At 61.3% G+C, this 18653-nt stretch carries 21 protein-coding genes; all 21 read right to left on the reverse strand.

Going from position 1 to position 18653, the window contains the following annotated elements; genetic code table 11:
• Nucleotides 1-9 precede the first annotated feature (9 nt).
• The gene (gene fliA / locus E4P00_RS07060; RefSeq protein ID WP_005790042.1) at nucleotides 10-750 is read right to left on the reverse strand and encodes an RNA polymerase sigma factor FliA; all 741 of its coding nucleotides are present in this window, start codon (nucleotides 748-750) and stop codon (nucleotides 10-12) included.
• Nucleotides 747-1580, reverse strand: a complete 834-nt coding sequence (gene fleN / locus E4P00_RS07065; RefSeq protein WP_003192912.1) for a flagellar synthesis regulator FleN — start codon at nucleotides 1578-1580, stop codon at nucleotides 747-749. The genes fliA and fleN overlap by 4 nt, the downstream gene beginning before the upstream one ends.
• A gap of 105 nt (nucleotides 1581-1685) precedes the next feature.
• Complete coding sequence (flhF, locus tag E4P00_RS07070) at nucleotides 1686-3002, reverse strand: flagellar biosynthesis protein FlhF (RefSeq protein WP_005790047.1); 1317 nt, start codon at nucleotides 3000-3002, stop codon at nucleotides 1686-1688.
• Nucleotides 3003-3013: 11 nt separating this feature from the next.
• Entirely contained in the window at nucleotides 3014-5128 is a 2115-nt protein-coding gene (flhA, locus tag E4P00_RS07075) for a flagellar biosynthesis protein FlhA (RefSeq protein ID WP_032880069.1), read from the reverse strand.
• 544 nt (nucleotides 5129-5672) lie between these two features.
• Entirely contained in the window at nucleotides 5673-5876 is a 204-nt protein-coding gene (locus E4P00_RS07080) for a cold-shock protein (protein ID WP_032880068.1), read from the reverse strand.
• A gap of 18 nt (nucleotides 5877-5894) precedes the next feature.
• Entirely contained in the window at nucleotides 5895-6119 is a 225-nt protein-coding gene (locus tag E4P00_RS07085; RefSeq protein WP_032880067.1) for a hypothetical protein, read from the reverse strand.
• A 419-nt stretch (nucleotides 6120-6538) separates the two neighbouring features.
• Complete coding sequence (gene flhB, locus E4P00_RS07090) at nucleotides 6539-7675, reverse strand: flagellar biosynthesis protein FlhB (protein WP_005790061.1); 1137 nt, start codon at nucleotides 7673-7675, stop codon at nucleotides 6539-6541.
• A gap of 3 nt (nucleotides 7676-7678) precedes the next feature.
• Entirely contained in the window at nucleotides 7679-8464 is a 786-nt protein-coding gene (gene fliR, locus E4P00_RS07095; protein WP_005790062.1) for a flagellar biosynthetic protein FliR, read from the reverse strand.
• Nucleotides 8465-8468: 4 nt separating this feature from the next.
• Nucleotides 8469-8738, reverse strand: a complete 270-nt coding sequence (fliQ, locus tag E4P00_RS07100; RefSeq protein ID WP_003192936.1) for a flagellar biosynthesis protein FliQ — start codon at nucleotides 8736-8738, stop codon at nucleotides 8469-8471.
• Nucleotides 8739-8742: 4 nt separating this feature from the next.
• Nucleotides 8743-9486: a flagellar type III secretion system pore protein FliP gene (gene fliP / locus E4P00_RS07105; RefSeq protein ID WP_248131033.1), complete on the reverse strand. Its 744-nt coding sequence runs from the start codon at nucleotides 9484-9486 to the stop codon at nucleotides 8743-8745.
• Nucleotides 9486-9920 (reverse strand): flagellar biosynthetic protein FliO, encoded by a 435-nt coding sequence (gene fliO / locus E4P00_RS07110; protein WP_148852731.1) that lies wholly within the window; start codon nucleotides 9918-9920, stop codon nucleotides 9486-9488. The genes fliP and fliO overlap by 1 nt, the downstream gene beginning before the upstream one ends.
• 1 nt (nucleotide 9921) lies before the next feature.
• Nucleotides 9922-10389, reverse strand: a complete 468-nt coding sequence (gene fliN / locus E4P00_RS07115; protein ID WP_005790067.1) for a flagellar motor switch protein FliN — start codon at nucleotides 10387-10389, stop codon at nucleotides 9922-9924.
• Nucleotides 10390-10432: 43 nt separating this feature from the next.
• Complete coding sequence (gene fliM, locus E4P00_RS07120) at nucleotides 10433-11401, reverse strand: flagellar motor switch protein FliM (protein ID WP_005790068.1); 969 nt, start codon at nucleotides 11399-11401, stop codon at nucleotides 10433-10435.
• Nucleotides 11402-11410: 9 nt separating this feature from the next.
• Entirely contained in the window at nucleotides 11411-11914 is a 504-nt protein-coding gene (fliL, locus tag E4P00_RS07125) for a flagellar basal body-associated protein FliL (protein WP_005790069.1), read from the reverse strand.
• 210 nt (nucleotides 11915-12124) lie between these two features.
• Complete coding sequence (locus E4P00_RS07130) at nucleotides 12125-13423, reverse strand: flagellar hook-length control protein FliK (RefSeq protein WP_248131035.1); 1299 nt, start codon at nucleotides 13421-13423, stop codon at nucleotides 12125-12127.
• A gap of 69 nt (nucleotides 13424-13492) precedes the next feature.
• On the reverse strand, nucleotides 13493-13849 hold the full coding sequence (locus E4P00_RS07135; RefSeq protein ID WP_078821970.1) for an Hpt domain-containing protein: 357 nt from the start codon (nucleotides 13847-13849) through the stop codon (nucleotides 13493-13495).
• 30 nt (nucleotides 13850-13879) lie between these two features.
• Nucleotides 13880-15598, reverse strand: a complete 1719-nt coding sequence (locus tag E4P00_RS07140; protein WP_248131037.1) for a fused response regulator/phosphatase — start codon at nucleotides 15596-15598, stop codon at nucleotides 13880-13882.
• Nucleotides 15595-15900 carry an STAS domain-containing protein gene (locus tag E4P00_RS07145; RefSeq protein ID WP_248131039.1) on the reverse strand — a complete coding sequence of 102 codons (306 nt, stop codon included), beginning with the start codon at nucleotides 15898-15900 and terminating at the stop codon, nucleotides 15595-15597. The genes E4P00_RS07140 and E4P00_RS07145 overlap by 4 nt, the downstream gene beginning before the upstream one ends.
• A 185-nt stretch (nucleotides 15901-16085) precedes the next feature.
• Entirely contained in the window at nucleotides 16086-16535 is a 450-nt protein-coding gene (fliJ, locus tag E4P00_RS07150; protein ID WP_005790077.1) for a flagellar export protein FliJ, read from the reverse strand.
• A 3-nt stretch (nucleotides 16536-16538) separates the two neighbouring features.
• Nucleotides 16539-17897 carry a flagellar protein export ATPase FliI gene (gene fliI / locus E4P00_RS07155; protein ID WP_005790078.1) on the reverse strand — a complete coding sequence of 453 codons (1359 nt, stop codon included), beginning with the start codon at nucleotides 17895-17897 and terminating at the stop codon, nucleotides 16539-16541.
• A complete protein-coding gene (gene fliH, locus E4P00_RS07160; protein ID WP_032880062.1) occupies nucleotides 17887-18651 on the reverse strand; it encodes a flagellar assembly protein FliH in 765 nt (254 codons plus the stop codon). The genes fliI and fliH overlap by 11 nt, the downstream gene beginning before the upstream one ends.
• Nucleotides 18652-18653: the final 2 nt, after the last annotated feature.

Here is an 18653-nt window from a genome sequence, read left to right on the forward strand (position 1 = left end):
CACTGCCTGTCAGCGCGCGCGCCACTCTCCCAATCGCCCCCGCAAGCGGGCTGCGCACTGGCTATGCAATTGGCTGACACGCGACTCGCTGACCCCCAGGACCTCACCGATTTCCTTGAGGTTCAGCTCTTCGTCGTAGTACAGCGCCAGCACCAGGCGCTCACGCTCCGGCAAGTTGGCAATCGCGTCCGCCAACGCTTTCTGGAAACGTTCATCTTCCAGATCGCGCGACGGTTCAAGATGTGCACTCGCGCCGTCCTCGTGCAGCCCTTCGTGTTCGCCGTCCTGTAAAAGGTCGTCGAAACTGAACAGGCGGCTGCCCAAGGTATCGTTCAAAATCCCGTAGTAATCGTCGAGACTCAATTGGAGTTCGGCCGCAACTTCATGATCTTTAGCGTCACGACCGGTTTTTGCTTCAATTGCACGAATTGCATCACTGACCATGCGGGTATTGCGGTGTACCGAACGCGGCGCCCAATCGCCTTTACGCACCTCGTCGAGCATTGCGCCACGAATACGGATACCCGCATACGTCTCGAAACTCGCACCCTTGCTCGCGTCGTATTTGGTCGACACTTCAAGCAGGCCGATCATGCCGGCCTGGATCAAGTCTTCGACCTGCACGCTCGCCGGCAGGCGCGCCAACAGGTGATAGGCAATGCGCTTGACCAGAGGCGCATAGCGCTCGATCAATTCGCCCTGGCTGTCACGTGCCGACTTTTTGTAAAGGTTGTAGCCGCTGGATGTCATAGCACCGGTCCCGCACTCGTCTGATGCACCAAACGCTCGACGAAAAACTCCAGATGCCCACGCGGATTGGCGGGCAACGGCCAGGTATCGACCTTCTGGGCAATGGCCTTGAACGCCAGTGCGCATTTCGAACGAGGGAACGCTTCGTAGACCGCACGCTGCTTTTGCACGGCCTTGCGCACACACTCGTCATAGGGAACTGCGCCGACGTATTGTAAAGCCACATCGAGGAAGCGATCCGTGACCTTGGTCAACTTGGCGAACAGGTTGCGCCCTTCCTGCGGGCTCTGGGCCATGTTGGCCAGCACGCGAAAGCGGTTCATGCCGTAGTCACGGTTAAGCAGTTTGATCAGCGCGTAGGCGTCGGTGATGGAAGTGGGTTCGTCGCACACCACCAGCAGCACCTCCTGCGCGGCGCGCACAAAGCTGACCACCGATTCGCCGATCCCGGCGGCGGTGTCGATCACCAGCACGTCGAGGTTGTCGCCGATATCACTGAAGGCCTGGATCAGCCCGGCATGTTGCGCGGGGCTCAGGTGCACCATGCTCTGGGTGCCCGAGGCAGCCGGCACGATACGAATGCCTCCGGGCCCCTGGAGCAGCACATCGCGCAGCTCACAGCGGCCCTCGATCACATCGGCAAGGGTATGTTTGGGTGTCAGCCCCAGCAGAACGTCCACGTTCGCCAAGCCCAAATCAGCATCCAGCAGCATGACGCGACGGCCAAGCTCTGCCAGGGCCAGGGACAAATTCACTGACACGTTAGTTTTGCCGACGCCACCTTTGCCGCCGGTCACCGCGATCACCTGTACGGGATGCATGCTGCCCATTTTATTTCTTTACCTTGTCTTGCTTAGACGCAGGCTACATGGCTTGGCCGCTTGAAACGCTTGCAGACCATCGATGTAGGTACATTTCACGGTGTTCATCCTGCCTCAACCGACCCGTTTTGCCGGGTGGTGGTAAAGGTCGGCGAACATATCGGCCATCGCTTCCTCGCTAGGCTCTTCTTGCATTTGCACACTGACGGCACGGCTGACCAACTGATGACGGCGCGGCAGATGCAGATCATCCGGGATCCGCGGCCCGTCGGTCAGGTAGGCGACCGGTAATTCATGACTGATGGCCAGGCTCAACACTTCGCCCAGGCTCGCGGTTTCGTCGAGCTTGGTGAGGATGCAGCCGGCCAGACCGCAGCGTTTGTAACTATGGTACGCGGCGGTAAGAACCTGTTTCTGGCTGGTGGTTGCAAGCACCAGGTAGTTTTTCGACTTGATGCCACGCCCGGCCAGGCTTTCGAGCTGCATACGCAGGGCCGGGTCGCTGGCTTGCAGGCCGGCGGTATCGATCAGCACCACGCGCTTGCGCAGCAACGGGTCGAGGGCATTGGCCAGGGACTGGCCCGGATCGACGTGCGTCACCGGCACATTGAGGATGCGGCCCAGGGTCTTGAGCTGCTCCTGGGCGCCGATGCGGTAGCTGTCCATGCTCACCAGGGCGATATTCTGTGCGCCGTACTTGAGTACGTAGCGTGCGGCCAGCTTGGCCAGGGTGGTGGTCTTGCCCATGCCGGCGGGGCCGACCATGGCAATCACACCGCCCTCTTCCAGGGGTTCGATTTCCGGGGTGGCGATCATGCGCGCCAAGTGCGCCAGCAACATGCGCCAGGCCTGACGCGGCTCTTCGACTTCGGCGGTCAAGGCCAGCAGGTCGCGGGACAAAGGGCCGGACAAGCCGATGCGTTGCAGGCGGCGCCACAGGTTGGCTTGCTGGGGCTTGCTGCCTTGCAGTTGCGTCCAGGCCAACGAGCCCAGCTGCACTTCCAGCAGTTCACGCAGGCCATTGAGTTCAAAGCGCATCGAATCGAACACACGCTGGTCGACAGCAGCAGCCGGGGCGGGCGCGGCTGGACGCGGCGGTTCGACAAATGTCGGCTCTACCAGCGGCTCGGCGGCGGTCAACGGCAGGCCGGCGAACAATTGACGATTGGTGCTGGCATCGCTGTCGCCACGCATACTCAGTTCAGCCTGGGCCGACACAATGCGCGAGGCGGTCTTGCGCAGCTCGTCTTCGAGTTCCATGTTCGGCACGCGCGGGGCCAGCGCCTGGGGGGTGTAATCCAGGGCAGCCGTCAGCTCGACACCGCCGGCAATCCGACGGTTACCGATAATCGCGGCATCGGCGCCCAGCTCATCACGGACCAGTTTCATGGCCTGACGCATATCGGCGGCGAAAAAACGCTTAACTTGCATAACCCACTACCTCAGCCATTGGGCCCAACTGTCGCGACGATAGTCACTTGCTTATTGTCAGGAATTTCCTGGTAAGCCAACACGTGCAAATTCGGTACAGCCAGGCGTCCAAACCGCGACAACATCGCCCGAACCGGGCCGGCCACCAGCAGGATCACCGGGTTGCCTTGCATTTCCTGGCGCTGTGCGGCGTCGATCAACGAACGCTGCAGCTTTTCAGCCATGCTCGGCTCCAGCAAAACGCCCTCTTCCTGGCCTTGCCCTGCCTTCTGAATACTATTGAGCAATATTTGTTCCAACCTGGGTTCCAGGGTGATCACAGGCAGCTCGGACTCAATGCCTACAATGCTTTGCACGATTGCACGGGACAATCCGACGCGCACCGCCGCCACCAGAGCGGCAGTATCTTGACTCTTGGCGGCATTGTTGGCGATGGCCTCGGCAATGCTGCGAATGTCACGTACCGGCACCTGCTCGGCCAACAGCGCTTGCAGCACCTTGAGCAACTGCGACAGTGTCAGGACACCCGGCACCAGCTCTTCGGCCAGTTTCGGTGAGGATTTGGCCAGCAAGCCCATCAATTGCTGGACTTCCTCATGACCGATCAGCTCGTGGGAGTGCTTGTAGAGAATCTGGTTGAGGTGCGTGGCAACCACGGTGCTGGCATCCACCACGGTGTAACCCAGCGATTGCGCCTGGCTGCGCTGGCTGACTTCGATCCACACCGCTTCCAGGCCAAAAGCCGGATCTTTGGCGGTAATGCCGTTGAGCGTGCCGAACACCTGCCCGGGGTTGATCGCCAGCTCGCGGTCCGGGTAGATCTCGGCTTCGGCCAGGATCACGCCCATCAGGGTCAGGCGGTAGGCACTGGGGGCCAGGTCGAGGTTGTCGCGGATATGCACGGTGGGCATCAAAAAGCCCAGGTCCTGGGACAGCTTCTTGCGCACGCCCTTGATCCGCGCCAGCAATTGCCCGCCCTGGTTGCGGTCCACCAGCGGGATCAGGCGGTAGCCGACCTCCAGGCCGATCATGTCGATCGGGGTCACATCGTCCCAGCCCAGCTCCTTGGTTTCCTGGGCGCGGGCCGGGGATGGCAGCAGATCCTGCTGGCGGGCAATCTCTTGCTGGGCCTGGACCTTGACCGCGTTCTGCTTTTTCCAGAACAGGTAAGCTGCGCCGCCGGCCAGGGCCGCCATGCTCAGGAACGAGAAGTGGGGCATACCCGGCACTATGCCCATGATCGCCATGATGCCCGCCGCCACGGCCAGGGCCTTGGGCGAGGCGAACATCTGGCGGCTGATCTGCTTACCCATGTCTTCGGAGCCCGAAGCGCGGGTAACCATGATGGCCGCAGCTGTCGATAACAACAGTGATGGCAATTGCGCCACTAAACCGTCACCGATGGTCAGCAAGGCGTACACCTTGCCCGCATCACCGAAGGTCATGCCGTGCTGGAAGATACCGACGGCCATGCCGCCGATCAGGTTGATAAACAGAATCAGCAGGCCGGCGATGGCGTCACCGCGCACAAATTTGCTGGCACCGTCCATGGAGCCGTAGAACTCGGCTTCCTGGGCGACTTCCGCCCGGCGTGACTTGGCCTGGTTCTGGTCGATCAGGCCGGCGTTGAGGTCGGCGTCGATGGCCATCTGCTTACCGGGCATAGCGTCGAGGGTAAACCGCGCGCTCACCTCGGAAATCCGCCCGGCGCCCTTGGTTACCACCACGAAGTTGATGATCATCAGGATCGCGAACACGACGATACCGACCACGTAGTTGCCGCCGATCACCACCTCGCCGAACGCCTGGATCACCTTACCGGCAGCGGCATGGCCGTCCTGGCCGTGAAGCATCACCACCCGCGTGGACGCCACGTTCAGCGCCAGGCGCAGCAGGGTCGCCACCAGCAGAATGGTCGGGAATACCGCGAAATCCAGCGGCCGCAGCGCGTACACGCAGACCAGCAGCACGACGACAGACAGGGCAATGTTGAAGGTGAAGAACACATCGAGCAGGAACGGCGGCATCGGCAACATCATCATTGCCAGCATCACCAGCAACAACAACGGCACACCCAGATTGCCCCGCGACAGGTCAGTCAGGGTGCCACGGGCCGTGTTGAGCATTTGAGAGCGATCTACCACCGGTATTCCTCGGGTCCTTGAAGCAAAGTTTTGACGCTGGAAGGCGACTTGGAGGCGGGGTTGCAAGAAGCCTTCCAACTTTGCTTTTGGGCCCGGAGAACCTCACAAACACCCCGGGCCACCGGGTGTAAATCAATCCAAATGTGGGAGGGGGCTTGCTCCCGATTGCTGAGTGTCAGGCACTGATGTTTGGCTGATTCACCGCTATCGGGAGCAAGCCCCCTCCCACATTTGATCTGTGTACAGCCGGGGCTATCGAGGAAATTTCTGACAAGGATTTGGGGTTGCCCCTAGGAAACCGGCTCTCTAGTCTCCGTACACCACTGGCGTTGCGCAGTTGATCGAACTGGCGCAATTACTGGCTGATCGCCTGCACCTTGGCGCCGCAATGGCGGGCAAAGCAAGCAGCGGATAATACGGGCAGGGTGGGAGCTGGCTTGCCTGCGATTGCGGTGTGTCAGCCACTGGGATATTGGCTGTGAGTCAGCCATCGCAGGCAAGCCAGCTCCCACCTGTGATTCAGTTTCTAAACTGGCCGTATATTCTCAGCCTGTGGGCCTTTTGGACCTTGCGTGATGTCAAACTCTACTTTTTGATTCTCCTCCAGGCTTTTGTACCCAGCCGTCGCAATTGCCGAGTAATGGGCAAACACATCGGGCCCTCCATCATCTTGGGTAATAAAACCAAACCCCTTCTCCGCGTTAAACCACTTCACCGTGCCAGTTGCCATTGGCATTCTCCCTACACTTCACTTGAGACCCGGTTCACCTGGGTTGCACAGTTTGACGGGCAACGCATAAATACCCTCGGGTCGATGGACCATTTGGAACTCCATGCGCTTGCCAAACCACAGCGCAGTGCAACGCCAGTCTCTGCCATTGATAAACACATCCTCTCCCCCGCCATCGGGCTTGATCAACCAATCGCCTCTGAGCCAAACGTAATACCTGACCGTACCCGTAACCACCTTCACAACCGCTCTCCCTGCATCTCGTTTACTACATACGCGCAGTGCATGGAGGGTAATAAAACAGCGGGCAGCGCCCTTTGGCTACTGTCAAAGTTGACAGGTAGCCGCGGGCTTCCAGTGAGTGTAGGTATGGCAATGTTGCGGATCATGCATCCCCTGACTTTTTGCGTTTGCGGGGTTTGCGCTGCTTGGCAGGCGCTTGCGGGGGTTCGGCGCATTTGACATTCGTCGATTGGACGGCAACCGCATTGCCATCGCGATCCCGAGCAATAAAACCAATGCCCTTGACCGCATCGAACCACCTGACCGTGCCCCTATCCATCACCGCCTCCCGAGCCGCGCATGGCTGCGCGCCTCATCGCTGTATCAAACAGTGAAGGCGGCGTAATGGCTACTGTCAAAGTTGACAGGTCAGAGAAGAATCAGGTGTCGCGACGCAAATCCGGCGGTATCGGCAAATCCTTGAGCGGATCAGGCCGCTTGCCCTTGCCGGCGCGGTATTGGCGGATCTGGTAAACGTAGGCCAGTACCTGGGCAACGGCCAGGTACAACCCGGCGGGGATTTCCTGGTCGAGGTCGGTGGAATAGAAAATCGAGCGCGCCAGCGCCGGCGATTCCAGCAGCAGAATGTCGTTGGCCACGGCGATTTCGCGGATTTTCAGGGCGGTGAAGTCGCTGCCCTTGGCCAACAGCATCGGTGCGCCACCCTTCTCCGGGTCGTACTTGAGCGCTACGGCGTAGTGGGTCGGGTTGGTGATGATCACGTCAGCGTCGGGTACCGAAGCCATCATCTTGCGCTGGGACATTTCGCGCTGCAGTTGGCGAATGCGTTGCTTGACCTCGGGCCGGCCTTCCTGGTCCTTGTGTTCGTCACGCACTTCCTGCTTGGTCATCAGCAGTTTCTTGTGGCTTTCCCACAGCTGGATCGGCGCATCCACGGCCGCAATCAGGATCAGCCCGAGGGCCATCCACAGCGCGCTCCAGCCCACCACCTGCACGCTGTGGATGATCGCCGACTCCAGCGGCTCATGGGCGATACGCAACAAGTCGTCGATGTCGGACGACAACACCGCCAACGCCACGAACAGAATCAGGAAAAACTTGGCCAGGGCCTTGAGCAATTCAATCAAGGCCTTGGCGGAGAACATGCGCTTGAGCCCCGCGCCCGGGTTCATGCGGCTGAACTTGGGCGCCATGCTGCCCGCGGCAAACAACCAGCCGCCGAGGGCAACGGGGCCGATCAGCGCGGCGAGCAGCAAGGTGATCAAGATCGGTTGCACCGCCAATAGGGCGATTTTGCCTGAGTGCAGCAGGTACTGGCCCATGGCGTCGGGGTTGAGCAACACTTCGCGGGGCAAGCTGAAGTTGTGTTTCATCATCTCCAGCAAATCCAGCGCCAGGCCCCCGCCGTAGATCAGCAAGGCACCGGCACCGGCGATCATGGTGGCAAAGGTGTTGAGCTCTTTGGAGCGCGCGATCTCGCCCTTTTCCCTGGAGTCCTTTTTACGTTTCTCCGTGGGGTCTTCTGTTTTGTCCTGACCACTCTCGCTCTCGGCCATGGCTCAGCGCGCCCGTGCCAGATCACGTAAGAACTGCAGGGCGTCGGTGGCCAGCGGTTGATACTGATTGAGAATGTCGGCCAGGCCGACCCAGAAAATCCCCATGCCCAACACCAGGGTCAGCGGGAAACCAATCGAGAAGATGTTCAGTTGCGGCGCCGCACGGGTCATCACGCCAAACGCGATATTGACCACCAGCAGCGCCGTGATCGCCGGCAACACCAGCAACAGCGCCGCGCCGAGTACCCAACCGAGGCGCCCCACCAGTTCCCAGAAGTGGTTGACCACCAAGCCTGCGCCCACCGGCAAGGTGGTGAAACTCTCGGTCAGCACCTCGAACGCCACCAGGTGTCCGTTCATGGCCAAGAACAGCAAGGTCACCAGCATGGTCAGAAATTGCCCGATCACTGCCGCCGACACGCCGTTGGTGGGGTCGACCATGGAGGCGAAACCCATGCCCATCTGGATCGAGATGATTTGCCCGGCCACCACAAAGGCTTGGAAAAACAAGGTCAGGGAAAACCCCAGCATGGCGCCGATCAGGATCTGTTCGGCGATCAACAGCAAGGCGCTGAGGTCCAGCGCGTTGACCGGCGGCATCGGCGGCAGGCCCGGCACGATCACCACGGTGATCGCCACGGCAAAGTACAAACGCACGCGACGCGGAACCAGGGTGGTACCGAACACCGGCATAGCCATCAACATCGCGGTGACGCGGAACAACGGCAGGATGAACGAGGCCACCCAGGTGCTGATCTGGGTGTCGGTCAACGCCAGCAAGGACTGCATCGGCTCAGCCAATCAACTGCGGAATACTGCCGTACAACTGCAGGATGTATTCCATGAAGGTTTGCACCAGCCACGGGCCGGCGACGATAAGGGTCACCAGCATCACCAGCAGGCGCGGCAGAAAGCTCAGGGTTTGTTCGTTGATCTGGGTGGCCGCCTGGAACATCGCCACCAGCAGGCCGACCAACAGGCTCGGCACCACCAGCACGGCGACCATCAGGGTGGTCAGCCACAGTGCTTCGCGGAACAGGTCGACGGCGACTTCTGGGGTCATGGCCCTATACCCCTCCGAAACTGCCGGCCAGGGTGCCAATAATCAGCGCCCAGCCGTCCACCAGCACAAACAGCATGATCTTGAACGGCAACGAGATGATCAACGGCGACAGCATCATCATACCCATGGCCATCAGCACGCTCGCCACCACCAGGTCGATGATCAAAAACGGGATAAAGATCATGAAGCCGATCTGGAACGCGGTCTTCAATTCGGAGGTGACGAACGCCGGCACCAGAATGGTCAAGGGTGCCTGGTCCGGAGTGGCGATGTCGGTACGCTTGGACAGGCGCATGAACAGTTCAAGGTCGCTGGAGCGGGTTTGCGACAACATGAAGTCCTTGATCGGGCCCTGGGCTTTGTCGATGGCGTCCTGGGCGTTGAGCTTTTCCGCGAGGTAAGGTTGCAGGGCTTGCTGGTTCACCTTGTCGAACACCGGCGCCATGATGAACAGCGTCAGGAACAAGGCCATGCCGGTGAGGATCTGGTTCGACGGCGTCTGCTGCAGGCCCAGGGCCTGGCGCAGGATCGAGAACACGATGATGATCCGCGTGAAGCTGGTCATCAACATCACGAAGGCCGGGATAAAACTCAGCGCGGTCATGATCAGCAGGATCTGCAAACTGACCGAATATTCCTGCGCGCCGGCCGCGTTGGTGCCCAGGGTGATCGCCGGGATCGACAACGGGTCGGCGCCCAGGACCAGCGGCGCGGCCAGCAACAGCATGAGCGTCAGCAAAACGCGCATTACTTCTTATCCTTCTGATCCTTGCCCAGCAACTCCATCAGGCGCTGGGCGAATTCTGGCGTGGCGGTCTCGGTCTTGGCCGCGTCCACCGGAGTCTTGAGTACATGCAGCGGGGTGATGCGTCCGGGGGTGATGCCAAGCAGGATCTGCTCCTCGCCGACTTGCACCAGCACCAGCCGATCACGCGGGCCGAGGGCGCGCGAACCGACCAGCTCGATCACCTGGCCATTGCCCGGGCCGATGCGCTGTACGCGGCGCATCAGCCAGGCCAGCACAAAGATCAAGCCGATCACCAGCAACAGGCCCAGCACCAGCTGCGTCAATTGCCCGCCGACGCTGCCGACCACCGGTGCCGCAGCCGCTTGCGCGACCGGCTCCACCGCCCGGGCGCTCAATGGCAGCGCCAGCAACAGTCCCGCCATCGAGTACTTCATCTCAGCGCAACTTCTTGATGCGTTCGCTCGGGCTGATCACGTCCGTCAGGCGGATGCCGAACTTCTCATTGACCACCACCACTTCGCCGTGGGCGATCAGCGTGCCGTTGACCAGCACGTCCAGTGGCTCACCGGCCAGGCGGTCCAACTCGATCACCGAGCCTTGGTTGAGTTGCAGCAAGTTGCGGATATTGATTTCGGTGCTGCCCACTTCCATGGAAATCGACACGGGGATGTCAAGAATCACATCCAGGTTCGGACCGTCGAGGGTCACCGGCTCGTTGTTCTTCGGCACGCTGCCAAATTCTTCCATCGGCAGGCGCTTGCCGGCAGGCGCAGTGGCTGCGTCGGCGGCCAGCAGTGCGTCGATGTCGTCCTGGCCAACATCGCCGGTTTCTTCCAAGGCCGCGGCCCACTCGTCAGCCAGGGCCTGGTCTTCGGCGGAAGTGTTTTCGTGTTCGGTAGCCATTACATGTCCTCGGCGCAGCAAACAATCATGAATTAGGGTTGAATCAGCGTCGGTTGATCGGCTCAACCACTTGCAACGCCAGGTTGCCTTTGTGGGAACCGAGCTTGACCTTGAACGACGGCACGCCATTGGCGCGCATGATCAGTTCTTCCGGCAGGTCGACAGGGATCACATCCCCGGGCTGCATGTGCAAAATATCGCGCAGGCGCAACTGCCGACGGGCCACGGTGGCGCTCAGGGGCACGTCGACATCCAGCAGGTCTTCGCGCAGGGCCTTGACCCAGCGCTCGTCCTGATCGTCGAGGTCGGACTGGAAACCGGCGTCGAGCATTTCGCGCACCGGCTCGATCATCGAGTACGGCATGGTCACGTGCAGGTCACCGCCACCGCCATCGAGTTCGATGTGGAAGGTCGACACCACAATCGCCTCGCTGGGGCCGACGATGTTGGCCATGGCCGGGTTCACTTCCGAATTGATGTACTCGAAATTGACTTCCATGATCGCCTGCCAGGCTTCCTTCAAGTCGATGAAGGCTTGCTCCAGCACCATGCGCACGACACGCAGTTCGGTGGGGGTGAATTCACGCCCTTCGATCTTGGCGTGACGGCCGTCGCCGCCGAAGAAGTTGTCCACCAGCTTGAACACCAGTTTGGCGTCGAGGATGAACAGCGCGGTGCCGCGCAGCGGCTTGATCTTGACCAGGTTGAGGCTGGTGGGCACGTACAGCGAGTGCACGTATTCACCGAACTTCATCACCTGCACGCCGCCCACCGCCACGTCCGCCGAACGGCGCAGCATGTTGAACATGCTGATACGGGTGTAGCGGGCGAAACGTTCATTGATCATTTCCAGGGTCGGCATACGTCCACGGACGATGCGATCCTGGCTGGTCAGGTCATAACTTTTGACGCTGCCGGGTTCGGCAGCCATTTCGGTCTGTACCAGACCATCGTCCACGCCGTGCAACAGCGCGTCGATTTCATCCTGGGACAGCAGGTCTTGCACGGCCATGTCGTGATCCTACTGCAATACGAAGTTAGTGAAGAGCGCCTGCTCGACCACGACTTTGCCTAGCTCTTTCTGGGCCACTTCCTGCACGCTGGCAGTGACCTTCTGGCGTAGCATTTCCTGGCCGACCGGGGTGGCCAGGCTGTCGAAGGCCTGCCCGGAGAACAGCATCACCAGGTTGTTGCGGATCACCGGCATATGCACCTTGAGGGCATCCAGGTCCGCCTGGTTGCGCGCCAGCAAGGTAATGCTCACTTGCAGGTAGCGCTGGCGACCGTTGACGTTGTAATTGGCAACAAACGCCGGGAGCATCTGCTCGAAGATTGCCGGTTGCTTGACGTTGGTGGCGGCATCGGCGGCGGGTGCCGGCTTGCTTGCACTGCTGTGCATGATGTACCAGGTGCCGCCAATCGAGGCACCGATAGCCAAAAGCAGGCCCAGCACAATCAACAGGATCAGCTTGAGCTTGCCTTTGCCTGCTGCGGGGGGAGTTGCTGCGTCGTCGCTCTTCGCCATGCCAATAATCCGTCACTATTCGGGAATTCATAGATCTACGGGAAGGCAAGAGCAAGTGTTATGCCAGAGTTGTCTGGCGCGAAGGCAACCCAAATCAAATGTGGGAGCTGGCTTGCCTGCGATGGCGGTGGGTCAGTTCACATATGTGTCATTGATACACCGCCATCGCAGGCAAGCCAGCTCCCACACTGACCGGGTTTGGACAGGAAGTCAGGCGTAGTAGTCGACCGCGCTGGAGCCGATCACGCTCTGGCTCACGGGCCCCGCCACTTCGGCCACGTCCACAGGGCCACCAGCGTCGCCGCTGTCAGCACGCCTGCCGCTGCCGCTCACCCCCCGCGCCTGGCCCTGCTGTTGCTGCTGGTCCTGCCCACGGGACTGGTCGGACACATTCACATCCACCTGCCCCATCCCCTGCTGGGCAAACATCTCACGCAAGCGGCCAGACTGGCTTTCCAGCGCTTCACGCACCACCGCATGGCCGCTCATGAAATTGACCTGGGCCTGCTGGTCCGCCGTCATGTTGACTTTGATATCCAGGCGCCCAAGCTCAGCCGGCTGCAACTGGATCTCGGCCGACTTGAGGTTGGCGCTGGACAGGTACATCACGCGGTTGACGACCTCTTCGGTCCAGCCGCTCTGGTGCATGGCCAGCGGTGCATTGGCAACCGGCGGCAAGGCGTTGGCGGTTTTGGGCGTGGCGGCCTGGGTCAGCGCGGCGAGGCGGTTGGCGAAATCGTCCACGCGGGTGTCGCTGCTGGCGTTCTTGAGGTCCTTGAGGCCGTCATCGATCAACGCGCCAAACGCCTTGTCGCCACCCTGGTCGGTGCTGTCCTTGGTGGCTTGCTGGTCGACCATCGTGGCCAGGCCAGCGGCAAAGCTCTGCGCGGCGGTCGGTTGATCCGTAGGGGCGGCTGCGCTTTTCTGCGGCGTCTGGCTGCTGGCCGACACGTGCCCACCCTGCTCCATCGCCAGGCGTACGGCCGGCATCGCATCCAGGGGATCAGCCTGCGGGTCGAAGGCCTCCTCGACCACGGCGACCACCGGCTGGGCCTTGGCGTCCTCGTCAACCGCCGACACTTGTACAGGCACCGCCACCGGCGTCGCGGCGGCGATTACCGCAGGGTCGACAACAGGGTCTACCGCAGGTGACTGCGCCAGAACTGGATCGCTGGGTTCATCGCCCTCGGTGCCGGCGCTGTCATCGGGCTTGGCCGACGGCTTGGCAGGCAAGGGATTGCCGCTATCGGCAACCGCCGGCGTGCTGGCGGCAGGCTTGTCGCTGCCGGCAGCCGGTTTGGCGCCGGTATCGGAAGGCTTGTCACGCGTGACTTTATTGGGGGTGTCGTCGCCCTTCAGCGTCGGCTTGGAGCCCTGGTTGGCAAACACTTGAGCAAAGCCTGCGCCCTTGTCTCGCGGGGCCGCAACCGCTACCGGCGGGTTAGCGGCAGGCGCTGACGGCTTGGCCGCAGGGGCAGCCTGAAGGAGCGAATTGGGGGCGACTGGCATGGGTAAGGCTCTCCACTGCATGGGGTCGGGGATGCAGTCTGTGGAGATAGAGCAAGACTCGGGCCAGGTTTAGCGCGATGATTCAGAAACTGAACGTTGGCGCTCCGACTCATACAGCGGCCGGACAAACGCGAACTCATGATCGATCTGGTCAACCAATTCACCCAGATCCGATGATGGCTTGACGGACTCAGCCTCCAGCCGCTGACACAACTGCGCCAGCCGCACCGCCCCAAGGTTGCCACTGCTGCCCTTGAAACTGTGCGCAATCCGTCCCAATGCCTTGGCATCGTCGCGCGCGTCGCGCAGCGCTTCGATGCGCTTTTGCGAGTCATCGAGGAAGGTGTCGAGCAGTTTGGGATACTCACCCTCCATGACGTCCTGCAAACCCGACAACACGTCGGGGTCCAGATGAATCTCAGCCACTTGCTCGCTCCTTGATCAAGAATCAGCGGATTATGCCAGAGCTTCCCAGCAAAACTCCACGCAGACACGGCGCCCGCCCTCGGACCAGCGTACAGCGCTGCTCAGTTGACGCACCAGGTTCAGCCCTCGGCCAGACAGACGGTCAATTTCCAAGGGCCGCGCCAGCTCTTGTTCGACATCAAAACCCGGCCCGCTGTCTTCGATGCACAGAGTCATCTTGCCGCCCTTGTCGGTCGGTACCACCTGCACATCCACGCGCACGTAGCCACTGCTCAGCTGCGCCAGACGCTCATTGCGCTGATGATAATACTGCGCAAAACCTTGCGCATCGCGCTTGAGCCGTGAGTCCAGGCCCAGCACACCATGTTCCAGGGCATTGGAATACAACTCCGCCATCACGCTGTACAGCGCGCCGCTCTGCTCGCGCAACCCATGGATCTCCAGCAGCAGTTGCAGCAGGTACGGCAGCGGGTTGTAGCGCTGCAGCGTCTGGGCGCGAAACTCAAAACCCACCGACCAATCCAGCGGGCACGACTGGCCGCTGTCGGCATACATCGGCTCGGCCACTCGCAGCGCCTGGCCGGAGAGCAAAGTGATCTCGACCATGCTGACGTCATCGCGCGCCAGCCCCCGAAACGTAGCCAGGGCGTGCTCGATATCCTCAAACAGGCGGTCAGGCTCGCGGTTGGCAGCGAACACCTGTTGCAACCGCTCGGCGCCGAACAGTTGATCATTGGCGTCAGCCGTATCCAGCACGCCATCGGAGAGCAGAAACACCCGGTCGCCCAAGGCCATGGGCCAGACCTCGGTGCTGTCATCAAAGCTTTCCGCCGACAGCACGCCCAGGGGCAGATGCCGCGACATCAGCGGCGTGCGCTTGCCAGTGGCGACTTCATGCACATAGCCTTCGGGCATACCGCCGTTCCACACCTCGACCGCACGCCGCTGGGCGCTCAGGCACAACAAGGTGGCGCAACAGAACATGTCCACCGGCAGGATGCGCTTGAGCTTGGCGTTCATCTCCCGCAAGGTCTGCGTAAGGCCGTAGCCCTTGGCAGTCATGCCGTAGAACACTTCGGCCAACGGCATGGCGCCAATGGCGGCCGGCAAGCCATGGCCGATGAAATCGCCGAGCAGCACGTGCATGTCACCGGACGGCGTGTAGGCCGCCAGCAGCAAATCACCGTTGAACAAGGCATAGGGCGATTGCAGGTAGCGGATATTGGGTGCGGCATTGATACAGCCGGAGTGGGCAACCTTGTCGAACACCGCCTTGGCTGCCCGCTGCTCATGCATCAGGTGCTCGTGGTGCCTGGCGATCAGGTCGCGTTGTTGCAAGACCGTGGCCTGCAGGCGGCGCAGGCGATCCATGGCGTTGATCTTCGCCGCCAATATCAGGGGGTTGTAAGGTTTGGGCAAGAAGTCGTCGCCGCCGGCGTCCAGGCATTGGGCCAGCGCTTCGCTTTCGCGCAGGGAGGTGAGGAAGATGATCGGCACCAGCGCCTCCCCCGCCAACTGCTTGATCTGCCGGGCGGCTTCAAAGCCGTCCATCACCGGCATCAGCGCATCCATCAGCACCAGTTGCGGGCCCTCATGACGGAAGATCTCCACCGCCTCGGCACCGTTGCTGGCAGTCAGCACCTGATGGCCCTGGCGACGGATGATGGTCGACAGCAACAGCCGATCGGCGGCACTGTCTTCGGCGATCAGGATAGTCAGCGCCTCAAGGACCGGGGCCAAGGCGCTCAACTGATATCGAACAGTTTGTCGAAGTTGGAGATGGCGAGGATCTTGCGCACGTCGGAGTTACTGTTCGTCACGCGGACCTCGGCGTCATCACCGCCAGCATGATCACGTAGCAACAGGAGCATACCCAGGGCTGAACTGTCCATGTAGGTGGCCTCCTTGAGATCGACAATATAGGTCTCGGGCACCTTGTAGAAACGCTCGTAGGCCTCCCGAAACGCCTGGTGGCTGCCGAAATCGAACCGGCCCTTGATTGCGATCGTCAACTTCTTCCCATCCAGGGATACATCGGACTCGATTGACATGTGACTGCTTCCTTGTCATTGGCACTGTGCAACAAGGTTTAGCAGGCGAACCGGATCTGAGCAACACATCGAATCAAATGTGGGAGGGGGCTTGCTCCCGATAGCGGTGTGTCAGCAATGGATTTGCTGGCTGACACACCGCTATCGGGAGCAAGCCCCCTCCCACATTTATCCTGCGTCGTTAGTTAGAATTGTTCCTGGCGGGGCAGGCGTTGGGACAATTCATCAAGCAGCTTTTGCTCGCGCTTATCTTCAATCGCCCGCGCTTCGTCGATATAGCGCTGCACCAGCTTGCGCAAACCTTCCACGCGGGCAAACGCCTGCTGCCAGCTTTCCCGGGCTTTATCGAGGTTGTTCTGGTGCCAGGCCAGGCTCTGGCGCTGCTGGCCGACGGCTGTTTCAAGCTGATTGAGAAAGCCCTGATACCCCATCAACCACTGGCCCGACACGCCCTTGCTGCCGCGCTCGATCCACTGTTGTTGGTATTCCAGGCGAAAGCGCTCCAGGTCGCCCAGCTTGCTCTCTGCCAGGCGCACCTGGCCTTGAAAGTAACCCAGGCGTTGCACGGCGGTTTTCTCGGCCTTTTCGGCCATTTCCACCACCGGGGCCAGGCGCGCGGCGCGGCTGTTGGCCATGGCTTAACCGCCTGGCGCGGGGGCGAAGATGGACTGCAGATGCGCTTCGCTTTCGCCCATGCTGATCTTGTCATTGAGGCCCTGGCGCAGGTAGTTCACCAGCTGTGGTTGCAAGGCAATGGCCAGGTCGGTGTCGCGATCGCCGCCGGCCACATAGGCGCCGACGCTGATCAGGTCGCGGCTCTGCTGGTAACGCGACCACAGTTGCTTGAACTGCTGCGCACGGGCCATATGCTCAGGGGTGACCACCGCCGGCATCACCCGGCTGATGGACGCTTCGATGTCGATGGCCGGGTAGTGCCCTTCTTCTGCCAGGCGTCGCGACAGCACAATGTGGCCGTCGAGCACGCCCCGCGCCGAGTCGGCAATCGGATCTTGCTGGTCGTCGCCTTCGGACAACACGGTATAAAACGCAGTGATCGAGCCACCGCCGGCCTCGGCATTACCGGCGCGCTCCACCAGCTTGGGCAGTTTGGCGAACACCGACGGCGGATAGCCTTTGGTGGCCGGTGGCTCACCAATGGCCAAGGCGATTTCCCGCTGGGCCTGGGCGAAACGCGTGAGCGAATCCATCAGCAGCAGCACATTCTTGCCCTTGTCACGGAAATACTCGGCGATGCGTGTGCAGTACATGGCTGCGCGCAGGCGCATCAGTGGCGCATCGTCCGCAGGCGACGCTACCACCACCGAGCGCTTGAGCCCTTCTTCACCGAGACTGTGCTCGATGAACTCCTTGACCTCACGGCCCCGCTCACCGATCAGCCCGACCACGATGATGTCGGCCTCGGTAAAGCGCGTCATCATGCCCAGCAACACCGACTTACCCACGCCGGTACCGGCGAACAGGCCCAGGCGCTGGCCGCGGCCGACCGTCAATAAACCGTTGATGCTGCGAATGCCCACATCCAGCGGCACGCTGATGGGGTTGCGGTTGAGCGGGTTGATGGTGGGGCCGTCCATCGGCACCCAGTCTTCGGCCTTCATGCCGCCCTTGCCATCCAGCGCACGCCCGGCGCCGTCGAGTACGCGGCCGAGCATACTCATGCCCATGGGCAGGCGGCCCGTGTCGGCCAGCGGCACCACGCGAGCACCCGGGGCAATACCGGCCAGGCTGCCCACCGGCATCAGGAAAATCTTGTTGCCGGAAAAACCCATCACCTCGGCTTCGACCTGCACCGGGTGGTAGCTGTCGTCATTGATCACCAGGCAGCGGCTGCCCATGGCGGCGCGCAAGCCCTCGGCTTCAAGGGTCAGGCCAACCATGCGCAACAAGCGCCCTTCAAGGATCGGCTGGCCGGGCAATTCGGTTGCCTCGGCGTAGCTGCTCAGGCGCTTGGCAAAGCTGGTGCGATCAAGGCGCATCGGGAGCGTCCAGGTCAACGCTCACGTCAGGCGCTGCCGGATGCAGGGCTTGCTCATGCAGTTGATCCAACAATTTGGCCATGATCTGGCTGATGCGGGTTTCCACCGTGGCATCGATGCGGCTGTGTTCGGTTTCGACACGGCACCCACCGGGTTGCAACGAAGCGTCCTCGACGATGCGCCAGGTTTCTTCATGGCGCTCGCGCAAGGCTTTGACCTGCTCGAAATCCTGGGGGTTGATGTACAGCCGCACATTGCCGACGCCCAGGGGCAGCAACTTAAGAGCTTCACGCATCACGCTTTCGATCTGGCTGGAGTCCAGCACCAGTTCACGCTGGATCACCTGGCGGGCAATGTGCTGCACCAGGTCGACCATGGATTTTTCCAGTTGGGTGTCCTGCTCGGCAATCGGGTCGAACAGGTTGCCCATCAGGCGTTCCAGGCTGGCCAGCTGGGTGCCCAGCGCTGCCTCGGCTTCCTGGCGGACCTTGAGGGTGGTGCTGCGAAAACCGTCTTTCTCACCCGCCGCAAAGCCTTCGTTGTAGGCTTCCTGGCGGATGGCTTCAAGCTCTTCGAGGGTCAGTGGCTGGACTTCATCCAGCGGCACTTCTTCCATTTCCACCGGAAGCTCTTCGACCGGCTCAGGCTCGGGCTCCGGCACATGGGGGTCGAAGCTGGGCAACGACCAGATGTCGAACCCGCCGACATCCCGCGCGCGAATCAGATCGCTGGGCGTCTCATCTTTGTTCGACATGC

This window comes from Pseudomonas sp. B329, assembly GCF_023127835.1.
Taxonomy (GTDB): domain Bacteria; phylum Pseudomonadota; class Gammaproteobacteria; order Pseudomonadales; family Pseudomonadaceae; genus Aquipseudomonas; species Aquipseudomonas synxantha_A.

Coding starts and splice junctions, on each gene's coding strand:
- flhA (WP_032880069.1), bottom strand. CDS start 5,128: ATGCTCAACACGGCCCGTGGCACCCTGACTGACCTGTCGCGGGGCAAT.
- fliR (WP_005790062.1), bottom strand. CDS start 8,464: ATGCAGTCCTTGCTGGCGTTGACCGACACCCAGATCAGCACCTGGGTG.
- flhF (WP_005790047.1), bottom strand. CDS start 3,002: ATGCAAGTTAAGCGTTTTTTCGCCGCCGATATGCGTCAGGCCATGAAA.
- fliP (WP_248131033.1), bottom strand. CDS start 9,486: ATGCGCGTTTTGCTGACGCTCATGCTGTTGCTGGCCGCGCCGCTGGTC.
- fleN (WP_003192912.1), bottom strand. CDS start 1,580: ATGGGCAGCATGCATCCCGTACAGGTGATCGCGGTGACCGGCGGCAAA.
- fliO (WP_148852731.1), bottom strand. CDS start 9,920: ATGAAGTACTCGATGGCGGGACTGTTGCTGGCGCTGCCATTGAGCGCC.
- fliI (WP_005790078.1), bottom strand. CDS start 17,897: ATGCGCCTTGATCGCACCAGCTTTGCCAAGCGCCTGAGCAGCTACGCC.
- E4P00_RS07080 (WP_032880068.1), bottom strand. CDS start 5,876: ATGGCAACTGGCACGGTGAAGTGGTTTAACGCGGAGAAGGGGTTTGGT.
- fliH (WP_032880062.1), bottom strand. CDS start 18,651: ATGTCGAACAAAGATGAGACGCCCAGCGATCTGATTCGCGCGCGGGAT.
- fliJ (WP_005790077.1), bottom strand. CDS start 16,535: ATGGCCAACAGCCGCGCCGCGCGCCTGGCCCCGGTGGTGGAAATGGCC.
- fliM (WP_005790068.1), bottom strand. CDS start 11,401: ATGGCCGTGCAAGACCTGCTGTCCCAGGATGAAATCGACGCGCTGTTG.
- fliN (WP_005790067.1), bottom strand. CDS start 10,389: ATGGCTACCGAACACGAAAACACTTCCGCCGAAGACCAGGCCCTGGCT.
- fliQ (WP_003192936.1), bottom strand. CDS start 8,738: ATGACCCCAGAAGTCGCCGTCGACCTGTTCCGCGAAGCACTGTGGCTG.
- E4P00_RS07145 (WP_248131039.1), bottom strand. CDS start 15,900: ATGTCAATCGAGTCCGATGTATCCCTGGATGGGAAGAAGTTGACGATC.
- E4P00_RS07130 (WP_248131035.1), bottom strand. CDS start 13,423: ATGCCAGTCGCCCCCAATTCGCTCCTTCAGGCTGCCCCTGCGGCCAAG.
- fliL (WP_005790069.1), bottom strand. CDS start 11,914: ATGGCGAAGAGCGACGACGCAGCAACTCCCCCCGCAGCAGGCAAAGGC.
- flhB (WP_005790061.1), bottom strand. CDS start 7,675: ATGGCCGAGAGCGAGAGTGGTCAGGACAAAACAGAAGACCCCACGGAG.
- fliA (WP_005790042.1), bottom strand. CDS start 750: ATGACATCCAGCGGCTACAACCTTTACAAAAAGTCGGCACGTGACAGC.